This is a genomic window from Blastococcus sp. SYSU D00669 (assembly GCF_054050715.1).
The window spans coordinates 1-19468 of the sequence record NZ_JBJGZV010000021.1; the positions used below are offsets into that span (position 1 = coordinate 1).

The window sequence follows — 19468 nt, forward strand, 5'->3', positions numbered from 1 at the left end:
CATGTTCGCCAACCCCGAGGACGCCGCCGAGTACATCGGCTTCGACCTCAAGGCCCTGCAGAAGGGCTGAGCACCTCCCCCTGGGGCCGGGGCGCCCCCCCCCCCCCCCCCCCCCCCCCGCCCCCCCGCCCCCCCGCCCCCCCCCCCCCCCCCGGGAGCGGGGGTCAGGTGCCGATGACGCCGCCGTCGTCCTTGGTGACGACGACGGTCGCCGAGCGCGGCGTGGCGAGACCGTCCTCGGCCGGCCACACGCCCTGCCCGTTCTCCCCCGGGTGCTGCACGTTGACGAACAGCGTGCGCTGGTCGGGGGTCATCGCGATCCCGGTGATCTCGCACTGCTTCGGCCCGGTGAGGAACCGGCGGACCTCCGGGCGGCCCTGGGCGTCGACCCGGTACGGGTCGGCGGCCAGCATCTGGTTGTTGGCCGCGCCGGGCTGGGTGCCGTCGGTCTGGATCCACGCGCGGCTGTCGGGGTCCAGCCACAGCCCGTCGGGCGAGCCGAAGGCGTCCTCGGCCGCGATGTCCGAGCCGTCGACACCGCCGCCGGGCCCGGCGAGCAGGAAGATGTCCCAGGCGAACGACGTGGCGGCGTGGTCCCCGTCCTGCTCGTCCCACCGGATGATGTGGCCCCACGGGTTGGCCGCCCGGGGGTTCGCCGGGTCGGGCGTCCTCCGGTCGGCGTTGTTGGTCAGGGTCAGGTAGGCGGTCCCGGTGCGCGGGTCGACAGCGGTCCACTCCGGCCGGTCCATCGGCGTCGCGCCCAGCAGGGTGGCGGCTTGCCGGGTGTCGACCAGGACGGCGCCCTGGTCGGCGAAGCCGTTGGCCGCGGTGAGCGGGCCCTGGCCGTGCACCAGCGGCAGCCAGGTGCCCTGGCCGGCGGCGTCGAACCGCGCGACGTAGAGCGTGCCCTCGTCCAGGGGGCTGCGGCCGCGGGCCCGCATCGACTTCCAGTTGTCCTCGCTGACGAACTTGTAGAGGTACTCGAAGACCTGGTCGTCGCCCATGTAGACCACGACGCGGCCGCCCTTGGTCACGTGGACCGTGGCGTCCTCGTGCTTGAGCCGGCCGAGCGCGGTCCGCTTCACCGGGGTCGAACGCGGGTCGAACGGGTCGATCTCGACCACCCAGCCGAAGCGGTTGGGCTCGTGGGGGTCGTCCCGGGTGACGACGAACCGCGGGTCGTGCGCCGCCCAGCCGTTGCGGTCGCCGCCGACGCCGTAGCGGCTGACCAGCGACGCGCTCTCGGGGTCGAGCGCGCCGTCGACCCGGAAGTAGCCGTTGAAGTTCTCCTCGCAGGTGAGGTAGGTGCCCCACGGCGTCTCGCCGTTGCCGCAGTTGTTGATGGTGCCCAGCGGCGTGCGGCCCTGCGGGTCCGCCTTCGTCCTGAGCAGCCGGTGCCCGGCGGCCGGGCCGGAGAAGGCCATCGGGGTGGTGGCGGTGATCCGCCGGTTGCGCGACGAGCGGGTGTGCACCCACTCCCCGGACCGCTTCTTCTCGATCTCGACGACGCTCACGCCGTGGGCGTTCTGCGACTTCCTCACGCCCTCGGCGGTGGTCGGCTTGTAGCCGGCCGCGTAGCCGGCGGTGTGCAGGTAGAACTCGTCGGTGTACTCGTGGTTGAGCACGAGCAGGCCGCGCTCGCTGCCCCGGGGGCCGTTCTCCAGCGGGAAGTACGTCATGCCGTCGTGGTGCATGCCGATCTGCTGGGCCTGCTGGTCGGCGGTGTTGCCGGCCGTGCGGCCCGCCTCGCCCGGGGTGCCCGGGACGAACTCGGGGTAGGAGCCCAGCAGCGGCGTCCCCCACGGGATGAGCGTGCGGGCCGTGTAACCGGGCGGGACCTCGACCACGTCGTCGGTGCTCGGGCCGATGGGCTGGAAGCCGAGCAGCGGCCGTCCGCCGCCCGGGCCACCGCCCGGGGCCGCCTGCGCGGCCGGGGGCGAGATCAGGCTCGTGGTCAGGAAGCCGGCGGCGGCCAGCAGGCCCCCGCCGAGCACCGCGCGCCGGGACAGGCGGGCGTCCACCAGGTCCGACAGGGGTGTGCTGCTGGTGGTGTTCGACGGGTGGTCGTCGGGGTCGGGGACGTCGACGACCGGGTCTGCCCAGACGGTCATGCAGGGACTCCACAGGGGTCTCGGAGGACGGTCACCGGGACGCTAGGAAGCCCGCGTGACCGCCAGGCGACGGCGGATCGGACGCTCCGTGTCCTCCGCCGTCACCCTCCGTTCACCGAGTGCGGCTAGGAGCCGCCGACGGGGAGCACGAGCAACCGGAACAGCCGGTCGGCCTCGGCGTCGGGGTCGTCGGTGAGCCCGGTGTGCACCGGACCGGGCTGGACCACGGTGCTCCGCGGAGCGGTGAGCCAGCGGAACCGCGACCCGAGCGCCTCGCGCCCGGCCGCGCCCGCGACCGGGTCGGCGGCGCAGACGTCGGCCGCGGCCTGCAGCGCGCGACCGATGGCCTCGGCGTCGGCCGTCGGGTCCAGCGCCCGCAGCCGGTCGGGGTCGAGGTGCACCCGCGAGCCGAGGTAGTCGCGCCGCCGGCAGTAGACCAGGACGCCGGCGTTGAGCACCTCGCCCCGCTCGACCCGCGGCACGACGCGCAGCACCGCGTACTCGAACGTGTCCCTCACCGCTGCGTCACCCCCTCGGGCGGCGGCGGGCCCAGCCAGCCGGGCCGGTTCTCCCCGCGCGGCGCCTTCCGGCGCCCCGCGCCCCCGGCGGCGGCCGCGGCCACCAGCCCCGGCAGCCACGCGTCGCGGGCGGCGAGCCGGTCCAGCAGATGGACGGCGTAGCGGGCGCGGACGTCGTCCGGGCCCTCCTCCGGCGACGGCCCGGCCAGCCACTCGTCGGGCACCTGGGCGAGCACCTCGTCGAGCAGCGGGCGGGCCACCCGCGGCGCGAGCGCGGCGTCGGCCGCCCCGACGTCCGGCGCGCACTCGACGAGGGCGTGCGCGCTCGCGTCGTAGGGCCGGGCGACGGCGGCCGCGGCGCCCGGCCAGTGGTGGTGGAAGGTGAGCGCCGCGCCGTGGTCGATCAGGTACAGCCCACCGTGCCAGAAGAGCATGTTCGGGTTGCGCCAGGAGCGGTCGACGTTGCCGACCAGCGCGTCGAACCACAGCACCCGTCCGGCGAGCTCCGGCTCGACCGAGGCGACGCCGGCCTCGAAGTCCAGCGCCCCGGGCAGGTAGTCCAGGCCGAGGTTGCGCCCGGCCGAGCGCTGCATGAGCTCCTGCACCTCGGGGTCGGGCTCCCCCACCGCCAGCTCGGCGGCGACGTCGACGGTGGCCAGCGCGGGCACCGGCAGGTCGAGCGCGCGGGCCAGCTCGCCGCAGACCACCTCGGCGACCAGCACGTTCACGCCCTGGCCGGCGGCCCGCCACTTGACCACGTAGGTGCCCAGGTCGTCGGCCTCCATGAGCCCCGGCAGCGAGCCACCCTCGCGCAGCGGGGTGACGTAGCGGGTGGCGGTGACGGCGGGCAGCACAGTGCGCAGGACGTTACCGGCAGGGAGGCTGGGCCCGTGGGGCTGTTCCGCGCCGCCGACCCGGCCGCGCTCGCCGCGGCGCCGCTGACGTACGCCGAGGTGGGGGCCACGCGGGGCGACGCGCTGCCCGCCGGCTACGTGCACGGCCGGCGGGAGGGCGTCGTCGGGCACGGCGACGCGGCGTTCGAGCGGGCGGTCGCCGCGGTGTTCGACTGGCGCATGCAGCGGTCCCTGGGTCTGCGGGTGCGCGCGACCGGGTCGCCGCGGCGCGTCGGCACCGTCGTCGTCCTCACCGCGGGGCTGCCCCGGTTCGGCTACGACATCCCCTGCCGCGTCGTCTGGGCGAGCACGGACGGCGACGAGCAGGGCTTCGGCTACGGCACGCTGCCCGGTCACCCCGAGAGCGGTGAGGAGGCGTTCGTCGTCACCCGCCGGCCGGACGGCGACGTCGTCTTCACCACGCGGGTGTTCTCCCGCCTGGCCACGCCCGGGGCGCGGCTGGCCGGTCCGGCCGGCCGCCTGGTGCAGTCGCTGGCGCTGGACCGGTACGTGTCGGCGGTGCGGCGGGCCTAGACGTCGCGCCGCTCGAGCAGCAGCGCGGCGACCAGCCAGCCGCCGGCCGCCCACGCCGCGACCACGGCCGTGCCGAGCGGCCAGCCCTCGGCGCCGGCGAGGAAGGCGTCCTCCCCCACCCGCAGCGCCGGCAGCGCCTCGCTGAGCAGCTCGGTCACCCGGCCGCCCTCCGCGGCGAGGATCGGCGGCAGCAGCAGCACCAGCCCGGTGGCCAGCCCGATCCCGCCGGCGCTCGACCGCAGCGCCGCCCCCAGCGCGACGGAGAGGACGACGACCAGCGCCGCCGCCGCCACCTGCAGCCCGAGCGCCCGCAGCACGCCGGCGTCGAGCAGCGGGATGCCGCCGGGCACCGCCGTCAGCGTCCGCGCCGCGAACACGCAGCCGATCTCGGCCAGCACGGTGAGGACGGCGGCGAACAGCGCCACCACCACCGTCTTGGCCAGCAGCAGCCGCGTCCGGCGCGGGACGGCGGTGAACGACGACACCGCCGACCCCGAGGTCCACTCCCCCGCCCCGGTCAGCACCCCGAGGACGACGAGCACCAGCTGGCCGAAGCCGAACCCGGTGAGCGCCACCGCGACGGCGAAGTCGGCGCGCGGGGCGTCGTCGGTGATCGCGGCGCCGAGCAGGCCCAGCGCGAGGACGACGACCACGTGGACCGCCGCGCACCACCAGGTCGACGCCAGCGACCGCAGCTTCGTCCACTCGGACGCCAGCAGGCTCACCGGGGCACCGCCCGGTACTCGACCTCGTCGCCGGTCAGCGCCAGGTACGCCTGCTCCAGCGACGCGGTGACCCGGGTGAGCTCGTGCACCGGCACGCCCGCGGCGAAGGCGATGTCGCCGACGGCGGCCGGCTCGAGGCCGGTCACCACCAGCGCCCCGCCGTCCTCGGGCTCGACCTGCGCGCCCGAGCGGGCGAGCGCGGCGGCCAGCACGCGCGGCCCCGGCGTGCGCACCCGCACCACCGCGCGGGCCCCCAGCAGCTCGTCGATCGGCAGGTCGGCCAGCAACCGCCCCCGGCCGACGACCACCAGGTGGTCGGCGGTGTCCTCCATCTCGCTCATCAGGTGGCTGGAGACCAGCACCGTGCGCCCCTCGGCGGCCAGGTCGCGCAGCAGCTCGCGCACCCAGCGGATCCCCTCGGGGTCCAGGCCGTTGACCGGCTCGTCGAGCAGCAGGACGTCGGGGTCGCCGAGCAGCGCCGCCGCGATGCCCAGCCGCTGGCCCATGCCCAGCGAGAAGCCGCCCACCTTCTCGTCGGCCACCTCGCCCAGCCCGACCAGCTCCAGCAGCTCGTCGGCCCGCGACCGGGGCAGCCGGTTGCTCTGCGCCAGCGCCCGGAGGTGCGCCGACGCCGTCCGGCGGGGGTGCCGGGCCCGCGGGTCGACCAGCGCGCCCACCCGGCGCATCGGCGAGTCCAGCTCGCGGTACGGCACCCCCAGCACCGTCGCCGTCCCCGCGGTGGGGCGGGTGAGGCCGACGACGCAGCGCATCGTCGTGGTCTTGCCCGAGCCGTTGGGCCCGAGGAAGCCGGTGACCCGGCCGGGCTCGACCCGCACGGTGAGGTCGTCGACGGCGACCCGCGCCCGGTAGCGCTTGGTCAGCCCGTCGAGCTCGATCACGCCGGACAGGATCGCCGGGGACCGACCCGACCGGCGGGAGGCGCGGCCGTCAGCGCCCCTGCGCGGCCGCCGCCCGCTCGCGCTGGATCAGCTCCTTGCTGCGCAGCAGGCGCAGGAACGTCACCACGAGCAGCCCACCGGCCATGTTGAGCAGCGCCGTGTACCAGAACCAGCTCAGCCAGTCGGCGTAGCCGAACGGGGCCCCGGCGTGCAGGGCCCCGAAGATGATCAGCGAGTCGAGGATCGAGTGGAACAGCGAGAGACCGGCGAGCACGAAGGCGCCGGCGACGGCGGCCACGATCTTCGCGGGGTCGGACGTCGTCCCGTGCTGCATGCGGGTCATCAGCGTCAGCGTGCTGCCGGCGAGCAGGGCCAGGCAGACGGCGCGCAGGTCGAGGGGCGCGTCGACGAAGGTGACCGCCGACTCGACCGCCGTGGGCGCCAGCTGCGGGAACGCGGTCATGACCAGCCACATCACCAGCCAGCCCCCGGCGAGGTTGGCGACCAGGGTGCCGCCCCAGAGCTTTCCCAGCTGCGGCCAGGAGGCGCGCCGCGCGACCACCGCCGTCACCGGCACCAGGAAGCCCTCGGTGAACAGCTCGCTGCGCGCGAGGAGCAGGGCGATGAAGCCGATGCTGAAGGCCAGGCCGGCCAGGAGGTGGCTGCCGGTCTCGGCCAGCACCGCCAGCAGGGCCAGGACACCGGTGGCCACCTCCAGACCGCCGGCGAGCCCGGTCGCGAGGACCTCCCGCCAGGTGCGGTGCAGCCGCTGGGCACCCTCGCTGACGATCGTCCCGAACGCCTGCGAGACCTCGTCCTCGGCGGGGGCGTCGGACTCGCCGAGCTCCGCCCGGGCGTCGTAGGTCGTCACGGCGCTGCGGTACCCGGACCGTGGAGCAGCACGCCTCCCCGCGCGTCCGGGTGCGGTACGGTCCACCCCGGCGGGCCCCCCGCCGCACCCTCTGACCGGTCGCCCACGCCGCCGGCCCCGCGAGGGCAAAGGGGATCGATGTCCTCGGGGCGACCAGGAACCGGCGGTGTCGCCCACCCTTCGCCGCGGCCCGGTCCGCTCGACGCGTGGGGTCCGGCGGGCTCCGGGCCGCCGAGGGAGACCCCGATGACCCGCCAGAAGCACCTCAAGGACCTCGTCCGCGCGCGCATGGAGCGCACCGGCGAGCGCTACAGCACCGCCCGGCGCCACCTGGCCGGCGCGTCCGGGCCCGACCCCGGCTCCGAGCACGACAGCCTGCTGCTGACCCGCGTGCTCGTCGCCGCCGGGGTCGCCGACCGCGACGGCCGACCGCTGACCGAGCCGCTGGTCGCCGGCCTCGCCGGGGGCATCGGGTTCATGTACTTCTCGTTCAGCTACGCCGGGCGGCTGCCCACCATGACGATCGTGCCGCGGATCCACCCGCGGCCCTTCGTCGCCGGGGCGCTGGAGCGGGCGGGGATCGCGCACCGCGTCGTCGGGACGACCAGCGCGGCCAAGGCCGCCCGCGATCTCGACGCCGCCCTCGCCGCCGGCCGCACCCCGGTCTGCACCGTGGACCTCGCCGCGCTGCCGCACCGGCGGTGGGTGGTGGACGTGCCCGGCGCGTCCCCGCACGACGTCGCCGTGCTGGGCCGCGAGGGCGGGGCGGTGCTGCTCGACGACGCCCTGGCCGAGCCGGTGCGCCTGCCCGGCGACGCCTTCGCCGCCGCGCGCAGCGCCCACCGGCAGAGCAGGCACCGGATGGTCGTCGTCGAGCCGTCGGAGCCCGTCGACCTCGTCCCGGCGATCCGGGCGGCGCTGGCGGTCACCGTGCACGACCTCACGGAGGACGTGATCGCCGGCAACTTCGCCGGCAACTTCGGCCTGCGCGGCATGGCGAAGTGGGCCGACGCGGTCGCCGACCACCGCTCGAGGAACGGCTGGGCGCGGCTGTTCGACAGCCGCCCGGCCTTCCACTCGGCGATGCACCGGCTGCACGACTGCGTGACCGCCGAGTACTCCTCGCCCGGCGCGACGCGGCCCCTGTACGCCGCGTTCCTGACGGTGGCGGCCGACGTGCTGGACGAGCCGGCGCTGCGGGAGACCGCCGCCCGGTACGCCGAGGCAGGCCGGCTCTGGACGCGCATCGCCGAGGAGGCGGTCGCCGGGCCGCTGGCCCCGTACCGCGAGCTGTGGGACCGGCGGACGGCGCTGCTGGCGACGCCGGACCGGGTCGAGGAGATCCGGGCGGTGGCGGCGGAGGCAGCCGAGCTGATCGCGGACGGGTACTCCGGACAGGCCGACCGGCAGGCCCGGCTGGACGCGATCGCCGAGCTCGCCGCGGCCGTCGTCCCGGTGGAGCGCGAGGCCTGCGCGGCCCTCGCCCAGGTGGCGGGCGCCTAGCCTCGGGCGGGTGAGCGGCGACCCGGTGGTGACCCTGCACGTGTGGGGCGTGCCGGGGCGGGCGGTGCCGGCGGCGGTCGCGCGCATGGCGACCGACCGCCGTCCGCTGCGCCGCTCCCCCGGCCTGCGCTTCGCCAAGCTGCTCGGCACCGGCAGCGGCCGCACCTTCACGGTGCGCGACGCCGACCCGCGCCGGTGGGCGGTGCTCGCCGTGTGGGACGACGACGCCGCGGCCGACGCCTTCGACCGCGGGCGCACCGTCGCCGGCTGGCGGCGGCTGGCCGACGAGGAGTGGCGAGCGCGGCTGCGCCCCCTGACCGCGCGCGGCCGCTGGTCGCGCCGCGAGCCGTTCGGCAGCCCGCGGCCCCGGCGCTGGGACGGTCCGGTCGCCGCCGTCACCCGCGCCCGGCTCGCCCCGCGCAAGGCCGTGACGTTCTGGCGGGCCGTGCCCCCGGTCGCCACCGACCTGCACGCCGGGCCGGGTCTGCGCTTCGCCCTCGGCATCGGCGAGGCGCCGCTGGGCCTGCAGGGCACGTTCAGCGTCTGGGACTCGGCCGCCGCGCTCAACGCCTTCGCCTACGACCGGCCGGCGCACGCGGCGGCGGTCGCCGCGACCGCCCGGGAGGGCTGGTACGCCGAGGAGCTGTTCGCCCGCTTCGCGCTGCTCGACGCCGCCGGCACGGTCGGCGGCCGCGACCCGCTGACGTGAGCGGCTGGGACCCGGACGGGCCGGGCGTGGTCCGGCTGCCCTCCGGCCGGCTGGTGCGCGGCCGAGGTGTCCGCCGGCCGCCGGTGGCGGGGCCCGCGCCGGAGTTCGGGGTGTACCTGCTGGACCGCCCGCCCGAGCCGGTCCCCTGGGAGTCGACGTGGGTGCGCTGGCCGGACTTCCGGCTGCCGGCGGACCCGGCGGCGCTGCGGACGGCCCTCGCCGACGCGCTGCGGCGGTGCGGCGACCAGCGCGTCGAGCTGGCCTGCGGCGGCGGGCGCGGGCGCACCGGCACCGCGCTGGCCTGCCTCGCCGTGCTCGACGGCGTGCCCGCCGAGGAGGCGGTCGCGTGGGTGCGGGCGCGCTACCACCGCCGCGCGGTGGAGACGCCGGCGCAGGCCCGGTTCGTGCGCAGGTTCTAGACGCTGCGGTGCACCGCGGCCCAGAACCCGGTCGGCTCGTCGTCGGCGCCGAGCACGAACCGCTGGGTCAGCAGCACGGCGACCAGGTCGCGGGACGGGTCCGCCCAGGCGGAGGTGCCGGTGCCGCCGTCCCAGCCCCACCGGCCGGGGGTCTGCCACGGCCGCACCGCCTCGACGTCGACGCCGACGTGCAGCCCCCACGAGCGGCCCGCGCCCAGGAAGTCCTGCACGGGCGCCCGCTGCTCCGGCGTCAGGGCGTCGCGGGTCATCGCGGCCGCGGAGGCCGCCGACAGCGCGGGCCCGCCGCCGGAGGCGATGGCGGTGAGGAACGCCAGCACGTCGGGCGCGGTGCTCACGAGGCCGGAGGACAGGCTCTCGAACCGCGGCGGGCGGGCGAAGACGCCGTCCTGCCCGTCGACCTCCTTGAGCCCGCCCTCCTCGGGCCAGTACTGCACGGCCAGCCGCGCCGGGTCCACCGCGACGAACGCGGTGTCGGTCAGGCCCAGCGGCCCGGTGACCCGCTCGGCCAGCAGCTCGCCCACCGACCGCCCGGTGGCGCGGGCCAGCAGGACGCCGAGCACGTCGCTGCAGGTGTGGTAGTTCCACGTCGCGCCCGGCTGCGCCGACAGCGGCAGCCCGGCGAGGCGTTCGAGGTACTCGTCGGGGGTCAGCTCCGGCGGGAAGCCGCTCGGGCCGACGCCGCGCTCGTCCATGGCGTCGGCCAGGGGGCCGATGTCGGGCGCCCAGCCGAGGCCGGCGGTGGAGGTCAGCAGGTCCCGGACGGTGGGCGGTCGCTCCGCGGGCACGGTCTCGTCCAGCGGCCCGCCGCGGCGCGCGGTCACCCGCGGCTCGGCGAACTCGGGCAGCCACCGGGCGATCCCGTCGTCCAGGCCCAGGACGCCGTCCTCGACCAGCGCGAGCGCCAGCGCGCCGCCGACCGGCTTGGTCACCGACGCCAGCCGGAACAGCGTGTCCGGCTCCATGGGGCGGCCGCCGTCGACCGCCGTCCGCCCGACGGCGATCACCTCGATCCGGTCGCCGTGCCGGACCGCCGCCACGCAGCCGGGCACCCGGCCGTCGTCCACCTGGCCCTGCAGCAGCCGTGCCACGTGCTCGAAGCGCATGCCGGTCCGACCGGGCGGCGGCCCGGAAGTCATCGGTCAGGCGCTGGGGCCGAAGCGCTCCACCCGGATGTCGTGGTCGGGCACGCCGACGTCGAGCAGCAGCTGGCTGGCCGCCTCGGCGAAGCGGGCCGAGCCGCAGACGTACGCCGTCCGCCCCGGCTCCCACAGCGACCGCAGCTCCTCGGCCATCAGCCGCGCGGCGGCCCGGTCGCCGTAGGGCTCGCGGGTCAGCACGATCAGCGCGCCGGCGTCCATGAGCTCCACGGCGTAGGGCAGCTCCACCAGCGTCCGGCTGGAGACGGCGACGCGCAGCAGGTCGGTGCGCCCCAGCCGGCGGGCGTGGCGCAGCATCGCCAGGAACGGGACGACGCCGGTGCCGCCGCCGACCAGCAGCGCCGGGGACTCGCCGTCCCAGACGAACCAGCCGCCGATCGGGCCGCGCACCTCGAGCTGGTCGCCGGGCTCGACGGCGTCGGCCAGGTAGGTCGACACCTCGCCGTCGTCGAGCCGCTCCACGAACAGCTCGACCAGCCCGTCACCGGGCGCCGACGCCACCGAGTACGAGCGCTGCGCCCGGTAGCCGTCGGGCGCGGTCAGCCGGACGACGTAGTGCTGGCCGGCGAGGTGCTCCACCCGGTCGGGCACGTCGAGGCGCAGCTCCACCGTGCGCGGGATCGGGTGGCGCACCGTGGCGACCGTCGCCGTCCGCCAGCCCCCGGCCGGGGCCGACGGGCGGGTCGCGAGCTCAGTCACCCTGGTAGCGCTGCTCACGCCACGGGTCGCCGAGGTCGTGGTAGCCGTTCTGCTCCCAGAACCCCGGCTGGTCGCGGGTCATCAGCGTCAGCTTCGAGACCCACTTGGCGCTCTTCCAGAAGTACAGGTGCGGCACCAGCAGCCGCACCGGGCCGCCGTGCTCGACCGGGAGCGGCTTGCCGTCGTACTCCCAGACCACCCAGGCCTTGCCGCCGGTGACGTGCTCCAGCGGCAGGTTGGTGGTGTAGCCGGTCTTGGACGTCGCCATGACGAAGTGCGCGTCCTCGGTCGGCTGCGCGGCCTCGAGCAGCGTGTCCACGCTGACCCCGGCGAACCAGGTGTCGAACTTCGACCAGGTGGTCACGCAGTGGATGTCGCCGCGGTACTCGGAGCGGGGCAGGGCGTGCGCCTCGTCCCAGGTCCACGTCGTCGGGTTGGCCACCTTGCCGTCGACGGTGATGCTCCACGTCTCGGGGGCGATGCGCGGCGTCGGCTCGGCGGTGAGCACCGGCCAGTCGCGGCCGACGTCGTACTGGCCGGGAGGGAGCCGGGGGTCGCGCTCGCGCCGGCGACCGAAGAAGCCGCGGGTCGGTGTGGTCATGGCGGGCATCCTCCCCCCACCCCGACCCGGGCGGTCAGGGTTCGCCGAACCCTATCGGCAGACCCCAGGTAAGGCTCCCCTTACGAGAGCGCGATCACCTCGTGTTGACATGGCCGCAACCTTCCGTGCGGCTTAGCGTGGTGGCTTGTGGTGACGGTGACTTCCGCGGGCCAACGACGGACCCCGAAGGCGGCCAAGACGAACTCGGTCGCGAAAAAGATCATCATGGCCGTCAGCGGCATCATCATGGTGCTGTTCCTGATCGCGCACATGATCGGCAACCTGCACGCCTTCCAGGGCGGTGAGTCCTTCAACCACTACTCGCACTGGTTGCGGACCTTCGGCGAACCGGCCCTGCCGCCGCGCACCGTCCTCACCCTGATCGAGGCCGGCCTGGTGCTGGCGGTGGTCGCGCACATCGCCGCGGCGGTCTCGCTGTGGAAGCAGGCCCGCCTGGCCCGCCCCGAGCGGTACGCGGTGAAGAAGGCGGCGGCGCAGAGCTACGCATCGCGGACGATGCGCTGGGGCGGCGTGATCATCGCCCTGTTCATCGTCTACCACGTCCTCGACCTCACGGTCGGGGTGGCGAACCCCGCCGGGCGCGAGTCCACGCCGTTCGAGCGGCTGGTGGAGGGCTTCCAGAACCCGATCATCGTGGCCGTCTACACGATCACGCTGATCCTGGTCGGCATGCACCTGCGGCACGGCATCTGGAGTGCCACGCAGACCCTCGGCCAGAGCAACCGGCGCCGCGAGAAGACGGTCAACCTCTTCGCGCTCGGCTTCTCGGTGCTGCTCATCGGCGGCTACCTGCTGGTCCCCTTCGCCATCCTCTTCGGGATCATCGAGTAAGGAACGTCATGCCTCTCGAGCTCTTCACCGTCGGCGACCCGATCGCCGACACCAAGGCACCCACCGATGTCCCGATCAACGAGCGCTGGAGCGAGCGGCGCTTCCGCGGCCGGCTGGTCAACCCGGCCAACCGCCGCAAGATGACGATCATCGTCGTCGGCACCGGCCTGGCCGGTGGCTCCGCGGCCGCGACGCTCGGCGAGGCCGGCTACAAGGTCAAGTCGTTCTGGTACCAGGACAGCCCCCGCCGGGCGCACAGCGTCGCCGCGCAGGGCGGTATCAACGCCGCGAAGAACTACCGCAACGACGGCGACAGCGTGCACCGGCTGTTCTACGACACGGTCAAGGGCGGCGACTTCCGCTCCCGCGAGAACAACGTGCACCGGCTGGCCGAGGTCAGCGTCAACATCATCGACCAGTGCGTCGCCCAGGGCGTGCCGTTCGCCCGCGAGTACGGCGGCCTGCTCGACAACCGCTCCTTCGGTGGCGCGCAGGTGTCGCGCACCTTCTACGCCCGCGGCCAGACGGGCCAGCAGCTGCTCTACGGCGCCTACCAGGCGCTGGAGCGGCAGATGTCGCTCGGCAACGTCGAGCAGTACGCCCGCACCGAGATGCTCGACCTGGTCATCGTCGACGGCCGGGCCCGCGGCATCGTCGCCCGTGACCTGGTCACCGGCGAGATCAGCACGCACTTCGGCGACGCCGTCGTCCTGGCCACCGGTGGCTACGGCAACGTCTTCTACCTGTCGACCAACGCCAAGGGCTCCAACGCCACGGCGATCTGGCGGGCGCACAAGCGGGGCGCGTACTTCGCCAACCCCTGCTACACGCAGATCCACCCGACCTGCATCCCGGTCAGCGGCGACTACCAGTCGAAGCTGACGCTGATGAGCGAGTCGCTGCGCAACGACGGCCGCGTGTGGGTGCCCAAGGAGCGCGGCGACACCCGCGACCCGCGGCAGATCCCCGAGGACGAGCGCGACTACTACCTCGAGCGCATCTACCCCGCGTTCGGCAACCTGGTGCCGCGCGACATCGCCTCCCGCCAGGCGAAGAACGTCTGCGACGAGGGCCGCGGCGTCGGCCCGAACGGCCTGGGCGTCTACCTCGACTTCGGCGAGGCGATGCAGCGGCTGGGCCGCAAGGCGATCGAGGCCAAGTACGGCAACCTCTTCGACATGTACGCCCGGATCACGGGCGAGGACCCGTACGAGGTCCCGATGCGGATCTACCCGGCCGTGCACTACACGATGGGCGGGCTGTGGGTCGACTACGACCTGCAGTCGACGATCCCCGGCATGTTCGTGATCGGCGAGGCCAACTTCTCCGACCACGGCGCCAACCGGCTGGGCGCCAGCGCCCTCATGCAGGGCCTGGCCGACGGCTACTTCGTGCTGCCGGCCACGATCAGCGAGTACCTCGCCGACGGTCCCTTCCCGAAGGTCGACGAGAGCCACCCGGCCGCCGTCGAGGCCGTGGACGGCGTCAAGGCGCAGATCCACAAGCTGCTCACCATCGACGGCAACCGCAGCGTGGCCTCCTTCCACCGCGAGCTCGGCCGGCTGATGTGGGACCTGTGCGGCATGGAGCGCTCCGAGGAGAGCCTGCGCAAGGCGCTGGACCGGATCCCCGAGCTCAAGCAGGAGTTCTGGACCAACGTCAAGGTCGTCGGCGACTGGAGCTCGTTCAACCAGAACCTCGAGCAGGCCGGCCGGGTCGCCGACTTCATCGAGCTCGCCGAGCTCATGTGCATCGACGCCCTGCACCGCAACGAGAGCTGCGGCGGCCACTTCCGCGCGGAGAGCCAGACCCCCGAGGGCGAGGCGCTGCGCGACGACGAGAACTTCGCCTACGTCGCCGCCTGGGAGTGGACGCCGGACGGCCAGCCCCCGGTCCTGCACCGGGAGAACCTCGAGTACGAGTACGTCCACCTCGCGCAGCGGAGCTACAAGTGACGATGACGGCCCCCGGCCCGCACACCGAGCGGCGGACCATGAGCCTGACCCTGAAGATCTGGCGGCAGAAGGGCCCGTCGGTCAAGGGGCAGCTGGTGACCTACCGGGTCAGCGACATCTCCCCGGACATGTCGTTCCTCGAGATGCTCGACGTCCTCAACGAGAAGCTGATCATGGACGGCGACGACCCCGTCGCCTTCGACCACGACTGCCGCGAGGGCATCTGCGGCATGTGCGGCGTCATGATCAACGGCCAGGCGCACGGTCCCGAGCAGACGACCACCTGCCAGCTGCACATGCGCTCGTTCCGCGACGGCGACGAGATCGTCATCGAGCCGTGGCGGTCGCGGGCGTTCCCGGTGATCAAGGACCTCGCCGTCGACCGGCGGGCGTTCGACCGGATCATCCAGGCCGGCGGCTACATCAGCGCGCCGACCGGGACCGCGCCCGAGGCGCACTCGATCCTGGTCGACAAGAAGTCCGCCGACGCGGCCTTCGACGCCGCCACCTGCATCGGCTGCGGCGCCTGCGTCGCGGCCTGCCCGAACGGCTCGTCGATGCTGTTCACCGCGGCCAAGGTGACCCACCTCGGCCTCATGCCGCAGGGCCAGCCCGAGCGCAACGACCGGGTGGTCAACATGGTCGCCCAGCAGGACCTCGAGGGCTTCGGCGGCTGCACGAACATCGGCGAGTGCTCGGCGGCCTGCCCGAAGGGCATCTCCATGGAGACCATCTCCCGGCTCAACCACGACCTGCTCGGCGCCCTGCGCGCCGGCGCCCGTCCCAAGAGCTGACGACGTCCTGACCGCCTGACGGGGGCGGGGACCCCCACCGGGGTCCCCGCCCCCGCGGCGTCCGGCGGCGGACGCCACATCCGGGCCGGGCCGTGATCCACCGGGACCACGGGGTAGGAACCGCCTCATGCCGCTCCCCCGCCCGGCCCTGACGGTCCGGCTGCTCGTCCTCGCGGTCCTGGTCGTGCTGTCGGGTGCCGCGGTGGTGCTGCTCGCCCGCTACGGGCTGCACCGGCTGGTGCTGCGGCTGCGCGGCCGGGAGCGGTGACGGGCCGGTGGTCGCACTTGTCGGTTTGATGTGCAAACCTGGACGGCGTGCTGCAGTCCTTCGCCTTCGACACGCTGCCGGGCCGGCCGTGCCCGATCGCGGCCTCGCTCGAGCTGGTCGGTGAGCGCTGGTCGCTGCTGGTGATCCGCGAGGTCTCGCTCGGCAACCACCGCTTCAGCGAGATCGCCCGCGGCACCGGGGCGCCGCGCGACCGGCTCTCCGCCCGCCTGTCGGCGCTGGTCGACGCCGGCGTGCTGGAGCGGCGCCCGTACAGCACCGCTCCCCCGCGCTCGGGCTACCACCTCACCGCCGCCGGCCGCGACCTGCTGCCGGTGCTGCAAACCCTGCTGCAGTGGGGCAACCGCTGGCTGACCGAGGAGCCGCCGGTGGAGCTGCACCACGCACCCGCCGGCCACGAGGAGCACGTGATCGACGCCGAGTGGGTCTGCCGCACGTGCGGCGAACCCGTGCGCGGCTCGCGCGCCGAGCGCGTGCTCACCCCGGCCGGGCGGGCGCTGTCCGGAGTGCCCACCGAGGAGGACGACGTCCGTGACCGCTGAGCTCGCCGCCGGGGAACCCGACGCCTGGGGCGAGCCGCGCTCCCGGACGGTGAGCTGGCACGACCCGATGCTCACCGCCGCCGGCGCCCTGGAGCGCTCGGGCCTGGAGACGATGCAGGCGATCCGCGACGGCGTCCTGCCGCCCCCGCCCATCGCCCGCCTGCTGCAGATGGAGTTCGCCGACGTGGCGGAGGGTCGCGTCGAGTTCCGCTGCTCGCTCGACGAGTCGGTCTACAACCCGATCGGCGTCGTGCACGGCGGCGTCGTCTGCACGCTGCTGGACAGCGTCCTCGGCTGCGCCGTCCACACGACCCTGCCGCAGGGCACCGCCTACACCTCGATCGAGCTGAAGGTGAACTACCTGCGGGCGGTGCACGCGACCAGCGGCCCGCTCACCGCGATCGGCCGCGTCGTCAAGCCGGGGCGGCGGGTGGCCTTCGCGGAGGGCGAGGTCCTGGACGACGCGGGCCGCACCGTCGCGACGGCGTCGAGCTCGCTGCTGGTGTTCCCGATCCCGACGTAGCCGCCTACGGCGACGGGACGGCGGTGTCGGCGGGGTGGTGCTCCTCCAGCCACGCCCAGAGCGCGTCCGGGGGCTGCGGCCGGCTGAGGTGGTACCCCTGCACCACGTCGCAGCCGAGGAAGGTGAGCACGTCCACCGTCTCCTGGTCCTCCACGCCCTCGGCGACGAAGACCAGGCCGAGCGCGTGCGCCAGCTGCAGCGTCGAGGTGACGATCGCCTCGGCGCGCGGGCTGCCCGCCATGCCGCCGACGAACGCGCGGTCGAGCTTGAGCTCGCTCACCGGCAGCGTGGCCAGGTACTCGAGGCTGGAGTAGCCGGTGCCGTAGTCGTCGATCGCGACGCCCACGCCGTAGGCCTGCAGCCGGCTGAGCACACCGGCCGCGCGCTCGCGGTCGGCCATGAGCAGGCTCTCGGTCACCTCGAGCACGAGCACGCCCGACGGCAGGTCGTGCTCGGTCAGCAGCCGGGCGACGTCCGAGGGGAACTGCTCGTCGATCAGGTTGGACGGGCTCACGTTGACCGCCACGGTCAGCCAGCGGCCCGCGTCGGCCCACCGGCGGCACTGCCCCAGCCCCAGGTCGATGACCCGGGTGGTCAGCTGCGCCATCAGGCCGGCCGACTCGGCGAGCTCGATGAACTGGTCGGGGTAGACCAGGCCCTTGGTCGGGTGCTGCCAGCGCACCAGCGCCTCCACGCCGTCGACCTCGCCGGTCGAGAGCGTGAGCTTGGGCTGGTAGTGCAGGACGAGCTGGTCGTCCTCGATGGCGCGGCGCAGCATGGCGACGTCCTCGAGGCGGTGCCGGCCGGAGCCGTCGCGCTCCTCGTCGTAGACCGCGGCGCCGGTGCGGCTGCCCTTGGCCGAGTACATGGCGAGGTCGGCCAGCTGCAGGAGCTCCTCCGCGGACGCGGCGTGGCCCGGGCCGACCGCGATGCCGAAGCTGGCGTCGACGGTCAGGCCCATGCCGCCGTGCCGGAACGGGCGCTGCAGCTCGCGGCGCAGCCGCTCGGACAGCGCCAGGGCGCCGTCGCCGTCGAGGTCCTCGGCCAGGACGACGAACTCGTCGCCGCCGAGGCGGGCGAGCAGGTCGCCGGAGCGCAGGTGGCCGGCCAGCCGCGGCCCGACCTGGCGCAGCACGGCGTCGCCCGCCGCGTGCCCGAGCGAGTCGTTGATCTCCTTGAACCGGTCGAGGTCGATGACGACGACGGCCATGGTGGCGCCGGTGGCCAGGCGGGCGTCGGCCGCGCGCAGGGCCTCGTACACGGTGCGCCGGTTGGCCAGGCCGGTCAGGTCGTCGGTGCGCGCCTGCCGCCGGCTGTCGGCCAGGGCGCGGACGTCGCGGAAGGTCAGCGCGGTCCGGGCGAGCGCGGCCAGCACCGCGCCCAGCGCGAGCACGCCGGCCAGCGGGTCGCCGCCGTTCTGGTAGCCGTGGAAGAGCAGCCCCAGCGCGGCGAACGCGCACGCGGCCGGGACGACGAGCGCGGTCATGCCTTCGGGGCGGTAGGCCTCCCCCTGGGCCCGCGGCAGGCAGGCGGCGACGCCGAAGCAGACCAGCGCCAGCCCGTAGCCGCCGTCGAGCGAGCCGGACTCGTAGCCGCCGTGCACGATGCCGTACAGGAACAGCGTGTCGGTGACCGCGAAGACGGCGACGCCCCCGGCCAGCCACCACCACGAGCCGCCGGCGCCCCGCCCGATGATGACCAGGGCGGCGCCGACCAGCACGAGCAGCAGCAGGTCGGCGATCGGGTAGGCCGCCCCGGCGAGGACGACGGCGACGCTCCCGCCGGTGAGCCGCAGCGCCGCGCCGAGGGCGAGCATGGCGGCGAAGGCCGCCGCGGTGAGGCCGGTGACCACGCCGTCGAGCAGCATGCTGGTGGTCAGCCGGCGCACCCGCGAGCGCAGCATGAGCACGAGCGCGACGTAGGTCAGCGGGTAGAAGCCGATGAAGCCGAGGTCGGCCCACGAGGGCCGGGGGACGACCGCGGCGTCGCGGTAGAGCAGCTGGTGCACGACGGCGCCGGCCAGGTAGGAGGCGGCACCGGCGGCCAGGAACAGCCACGCGGTGCGGTCCTCCCACGCCGCGCGCGAGCGCAGCACGAGGGTGACGACCAGCCCGACCAGGAACAGCACGTGGCCGCCGCCGGCGAGCAGGCCCCAGACGCCGGTGGCGCCGAGCGCCGTGGCGACCAGCGAGAGCAGGTAGGTCCCGCCGAACGCGGCGGCGATCGCGCGCACGGGGGCCAGCGGCCGGTCGGCCTGGCGCCGGTCGTGGAGGCGCTCCAGGACGCCGCTCCGCATCGAGACCATGCGATGCCATCGACCGCTCGCTTCCCGCGCTGCAGCACCGGCCCACCCCATGGGGTGGGCCGGTGCGAGAATCCCTCCCCCGACCTGGAGGGACGAGATGGCCACGTGGGACGACGTGAGCCGGGCGTGCCTGGCGCTGCCCGAGGCGGAGGAGGTGGTCTCACGGGAGGGCCACCGGCAGTGGCGGGTGCGCGGCAAGGCCTTCGCGTGGGAGCGCCCGCTGCGCCGCCGGGACGTGGAAGAGCTCGCCGGGGCCGCCCCGGAGGGCCCGGTGCTCGCCGCGTCGGTGCCCGACGAGGGCGCGAAGTTCGCGCTGGTCGCCGACGAGCCCGCCGTCTTCTTCACCACCCACCACTTCGACGGCTACGCGGCCGTGCTCTGCCGCCTCGACGCCCTCCCCGCCGCGACGCTGACCGAGCTGGTCGGCGAGGCCTGGGCCTGCCGGGCCCCGAAGCGGCTGCTGGCCGAGCACCGGGAGGCCTGAGCACCCTCGCGGTCTTGCGGATCTCTTGCGCCGTCCTCGCGGGTGCACTGCGGTGCGCCGCGCAGAG

The 19468-nt window shown here is 74.9% G+C and carries 21 protein-coding genes; 11 read left to right on the plus strand and 10 right to left on the minus strand.

The features are described from left to right. Positions 1 to 164 precede the first annotated feature (164 nt). The 3 genes from ACI8AF_RS15600 to ACI8AF_RS15610 all read right to left on the minus strand — a co-directional run bounded on the left by ACI8AF_RS15600 (position 165) and on the right by ACI8AF_RS15610 (position 3483). Positions 165 to 2111 carry a PhoX family protein gene (locus ACI8AF_RS15600; protein WP_456540641.1) on the minus strand — a complete coding sequence of 649 codons (1947 nt, stop codon included), beginning with the start codon at positions 2109 to 2111 and terminating at the stop codon, positions 165 to 167. A 125-nt stretch (positions 2112 to 2236) separates the two neighbouring features. Continuing rightward, positions 2237 to 2629 carry a DUF3037 domain-containing protein gene (locus tag ACI8AF_RS15605; RefSeq protein ID WP_456540642.1) on the minus strand — a complete coding sequence of 131 codons (393 nt, stop codon included), beginning with the start codon at positions 2627 to 2629 and terminating at the stop codon, positions 2237 to 2239. Beyond that, on the minus strand, positions 2626 to 3483 hold the full coding sequence (locus ACI8AF_RS15610; RefSeq protein ID WP_456540643.1) for a HipA family kinase: 858 nt from the start codon (positions 3481 to 3483) through the stop codon (positions 2626 to 2628). Before ACI8AF_RS15610 ends, ACI8AF_RS15605 begins: the two co-directional genes overlap by 4 nt. A gap of 36 nt (positions 3484 to 3519) precedes the next feature. Between ACI8AF_RS15610 and ACI8AF_RS15615 the strand changes: the two genes are divergently transcribed. Next, a complete protein-coding gene (locus ACI8AF_RS15615) occupies positions 3520 to 4056 on the plus strand; it encodes a DUF1990 family protein (RefSeq protein ID WP_456540644.1) in 537 nt (178 codons plus the stop codon). On the opposite strand, the gene ACI8AF_RS15620 is transcribed toward ACI8AF_RS15615, so the two are convergent. From ACI8AF_RS15620 to ACI8AF_RS15630, 3 genes are read right to left on the minus strand one after another with little or no spacing between them, the layout of a single operon-like run. Then, a complete protein-coding gene (locus ACI8AF_RS15620) occupies positions 4053 to 4781 on the minus strand; it encodes an ABC transporter permease (protein WP_456540645.1) in 729 nt (242 codons plus the stop codon). The genes ACI8AF_RS15615 and ACI8AF_RS15620 overlap by 4 nt on opposite strands. Next, positions 4778 to 5680 (minus strand): ABC transporter ATP-binding protein, encoded by a 903-nt coding sequence (locus ACI8AF_RS15625; protein ID WP_456540646.1) that lies wholly within the window; start codon positions 5678 to 5680, stop codon positions 4778 to 4780. Before ACI8AF_RS15625 ends, ACI8AF_RS15620 begins: the two co-directional genes overlap by 4 nt. A 49-nt stretch (positions 5681 to 5729) precedes the next feature. After that, a complete protein-coding gene (locus ACI8AF_RS15630) occupies positions 5730 to 6551 on the minus strand; it encodes a formate/nitrite transporter family protein (RefSeq protein WP_456540647.1) in 822 nt (273 codons plus the stop codon). Between the two features lie 246 nt (positions 6552 to 6797). On the opposite strand from ACI8AF_RS15630, the gene ACI8AF_RS15635 reads away from it, so the two are divergent. From ACI8AF_RS15635 to ACI8AF_RS15645, 3 genes are read left to right on the plus strand one after another with little or no spacing between them, the layout of a single operon-like run. After that, positions 6798 to 8054, plus strand: coding sequence for a BtrH N-terminal domain-containing protein (locus ACI8AF_RS15635; protein WP_456540648.1), 1257 nt, complete (start codon positions 6798 to 6800; stop codon positions 8052 to 8054). Positions 8055 to 8064: 10 nt separating this feature from the next. Further along, positions 8065 to 8763, plus strand: coding sequence for a monooxygenase (locus tag ACI8AF_RS15640; RefSeq protein WP_456540649.1), 699 nt, complete (start codon positions 8065 to 8067; stop codon positions 8761 to 8763). Then, positions 8760 to 9182, plus strand: coding sequence for a protein-tyrosine phosphatase family protein (locus ACI8AF_RS15645; RefSeq protein WP_456540650.1), 423 nt, complete (start codon positions 8760 to 8762; stop codon positions 9180 to 9182). The genes ACI8AF_RS15640 and ACI8AF_RS15645 overlap by 4 nt, the downstream gene beginning before the upstream one ends. Here the strand turns inward: ACI8AF_RS15645 and ACI8AF_RS15650 are convergent. From ACI8AF_RS15650 to ACI8AF_RS15660, 3 genes are read right to left on the minus strand one after another with little or no spacing between them, the layout of a single operon-like run. Continuing rightward, the gene (locus tag ACI8AF_RS15650; RefSeq protein WP_456540651.1) at positions 9179 to 10306 is read right to left on the minus strand and encodes a serine hydrolase domain-containing protein; all 1128 of its coding nucleotides are present in this window, start codon (positions 10304 to 10306) and stop codon (positions 9179 to 9181) included. The two genes, ACI8AF_RS15645 and ACI8AF_RS15650, sit on opposite strands and share 4 nt — an antisense overlap. A gap of 36 nt (positions 10307 to 10342) precedes the next feature. Beyond that, positions 10343 to 11059: an FAD-binding oxidoreductase gene (locus ACI8AF_RS15655; protein ID WP_456540652.1), complete on the minus strand. Its 717-nt coding sequence runs from the start codon at positions 11057 to 11059 to the stop codon at positions 10343 to 10345. After that, the gene (locus ACI8AF_RS15660; RefSeq protein ID WP_456540653.1) at positions 11052 to 11660 is read right to left on the minus strand and encodes a sulfite oxidase-like oxidoreductase; all 609 of its coding nucleotides are present in this window, start codon (positions 11658 to 11660) and stop codon (positions 11052 to 11054) included. Before ACI8AF_RS15660 ends, ACI8AF_RS15655 begins: the two co-directional genes overlap by 8 nt. Before the next feature lie 156 nt (positions 11661 to 11816). Here ACI8AF_RS15660 and ACI8AF_RS15665 point away from each other — a divergent pair, with 156 nt between their 5' ends. From ACI8AF_RS15665 to ACI8AF_RS15690, 6 genes are all read left to right on the plus strand, one after another. Continuing rightward, positions 11817 to 12512, plus strand: coding sequence for a succinate dehydrogenase cytochrome b subunit (locus ACI8AF_RS15665; RefSeq protein WP_456540743.1), 696 nt, complete (start codon positions 11817 to 11819; stop codon positions 12510 to 12512). Positions 12513 to 12520: 8 nt separating this feature from the next. Then, positions 12521 to 14467, plus strand: a complete 1947-nt coding sequence (locus ACI8AF_RS15670) for a fumarate reductase/succinate dehydrogenase flavoprotein subunit (protein ID WP_456540654.1) — start codon at positions 12521 to 12523, stop codon at positions 14465 to 14467. Positions 14468 to 14469: 2 nt separating this feature from the next. Continuing rightward, positions 14470 to 15261: a succinate dehydrogenase/fumarate reductase iron-sulfur subunit gene (locus tag ACI8AF_RS15675; protein WP_456540744.1), complete on the plus strand. Its 792-nt coding sequence runs from the start codon at positions 14470 to 14472 to the stop codon at positions 15259 to 15261. A 127-nt stretch (positions 15262 to 15388) separates the two neighbouring features. After that, complete coding sequence (locus tag ACI8AF_RS15680) at positions 15389 to 15529, plus strand: hypothetical protein (protein WP_456540655.1); 141 nt, start codon at positions 15389 to 15391, stop codon at positions 15527 to 15529. 47 nt (positions 15530 to 15576) lie between these two features. Further along, entirely contained in the window at positions 15577 to 16089 is a 513-nt protein-coding gene (locus ACI8AF_RS15685; RefSeq protein WP_456540656.1) for a winged helix-turn-helix transcriptional regulator, read from the plus strand. Further along, complete coding sequence (locus tag ACI8AF_RS15690) at positions 16079 to 16612, plus strand: PaaI family thioesterase (RefSeq protein ID WP_456540657.1); 534 nt, start codon at positions 16079 to 16081, stop codon at positions 16610 to 16612. The genes ACI8AF_RS15685 and ACI8AF_RS15690 overlap by 11 nt, the downstream gene beginning before the upstream one ends. A 4-nt stretch (positions 16613 to 16616) precedes the next feature. On the opposite strand, the gene ACI8AF_RS15695 is transcribed toward ACI8AF_RS15690, so the two are convergent. Beyond that, entirely contained in the window at positions 16617 to 18908 is a 2292-nt protein-coding gene (locus tag ACI8AF_RS15695; protein WP_456540658.1) for a putative bifunctional diguanylate cyclase/phosphodiesterase, read from the minus strand. A gap of 106 nt (positions 18909 to 19014) precedes the next feature. Between ACI8AF_RS15695 and ACI8AF_RS15700 the strand changes: the two genes are divergently transcribed. Beyond that, positions 19015 to 19401, plus strand: a complete 387-nt coding sequence (locus tag ACI8AF_RS15700) for an MmcQ/YjbR family DNA-binding protein (protein ID WP_456540659.1) — start codon at positions 19015 to 19017, stop codon at positions 19399 to 19401. Positions 19402 to 19468: the final 67 nt, after the last annotated feature.

Bases quoted from the DNA above. Each gene is read 5' to 3' on its own strand.
- ACI8AF_RS15600 (WP_456540641.1), bottom strand. From the start codon at position 2,111: ATGACCGTCTGGGCAGACCCGGTCGTCGACGTCCCCGACCCCGACGAC.
- ACI8AF_RS15635 (WP_456540648.1), top strand. From the start codon at position 6,798: ATGACCCGCCAGAAGCACCTCAAGGACCTCGTCCGCGCGCGCATGGAG.
- ACI8AF_RS15650 (WP_456540651.1), bottom strand. From the start codon at position 10,306: ATGCGCTTCGAGCACGTGGCACGGCTGCTGCAGGGCCAGGTGGACGAC.
- ACI8AF_RS15660 (WP_456540653.1), bottom strand. From the start codon at position 11,660: ATGACCACACCGACCCGCGGCTTCTTCGGTCGCCGGCGCGAGCGCGAC.
- ACI8AF_RS15670 (WP_456540654.1), top strand. From the start codon at position 12,521: ATGCCTCTCGAGCTCTTCACCGTCGGCGACCCGATCGCCGACACCAAG.
- ACI8AF_RS15675 (WP_456540744.1), top strand. From the start codon at position 14,470: ATGACGGCCCCCGGCCCGCACACCGAGCGGCGGACCATGAGCCTGACC.
- ACI8AF_RS15680 (WP_456540655.1), top strand. From the start codon at position 15,389: ATGCCGCTCCCCCGCCCGGCCCTGACGGTCCGGCTGCTCGTCCTCGCG.
- ACI8AF_RS15695 (WP_456540658.1), bottom strand. From the start codon at position 18,908: ATGCGGAGCGGCGTCCTGGAGCGCCTCCACGACCGGCGCCAGGCCGAC.
- ACI8AF_RS15700 (WP_456540659.1), top strand. From the start codon at position 19,015: ATGGCCACGTGGGACGACGTGAGCCGGGCGTGCCTGGCGCTGCCCGAG.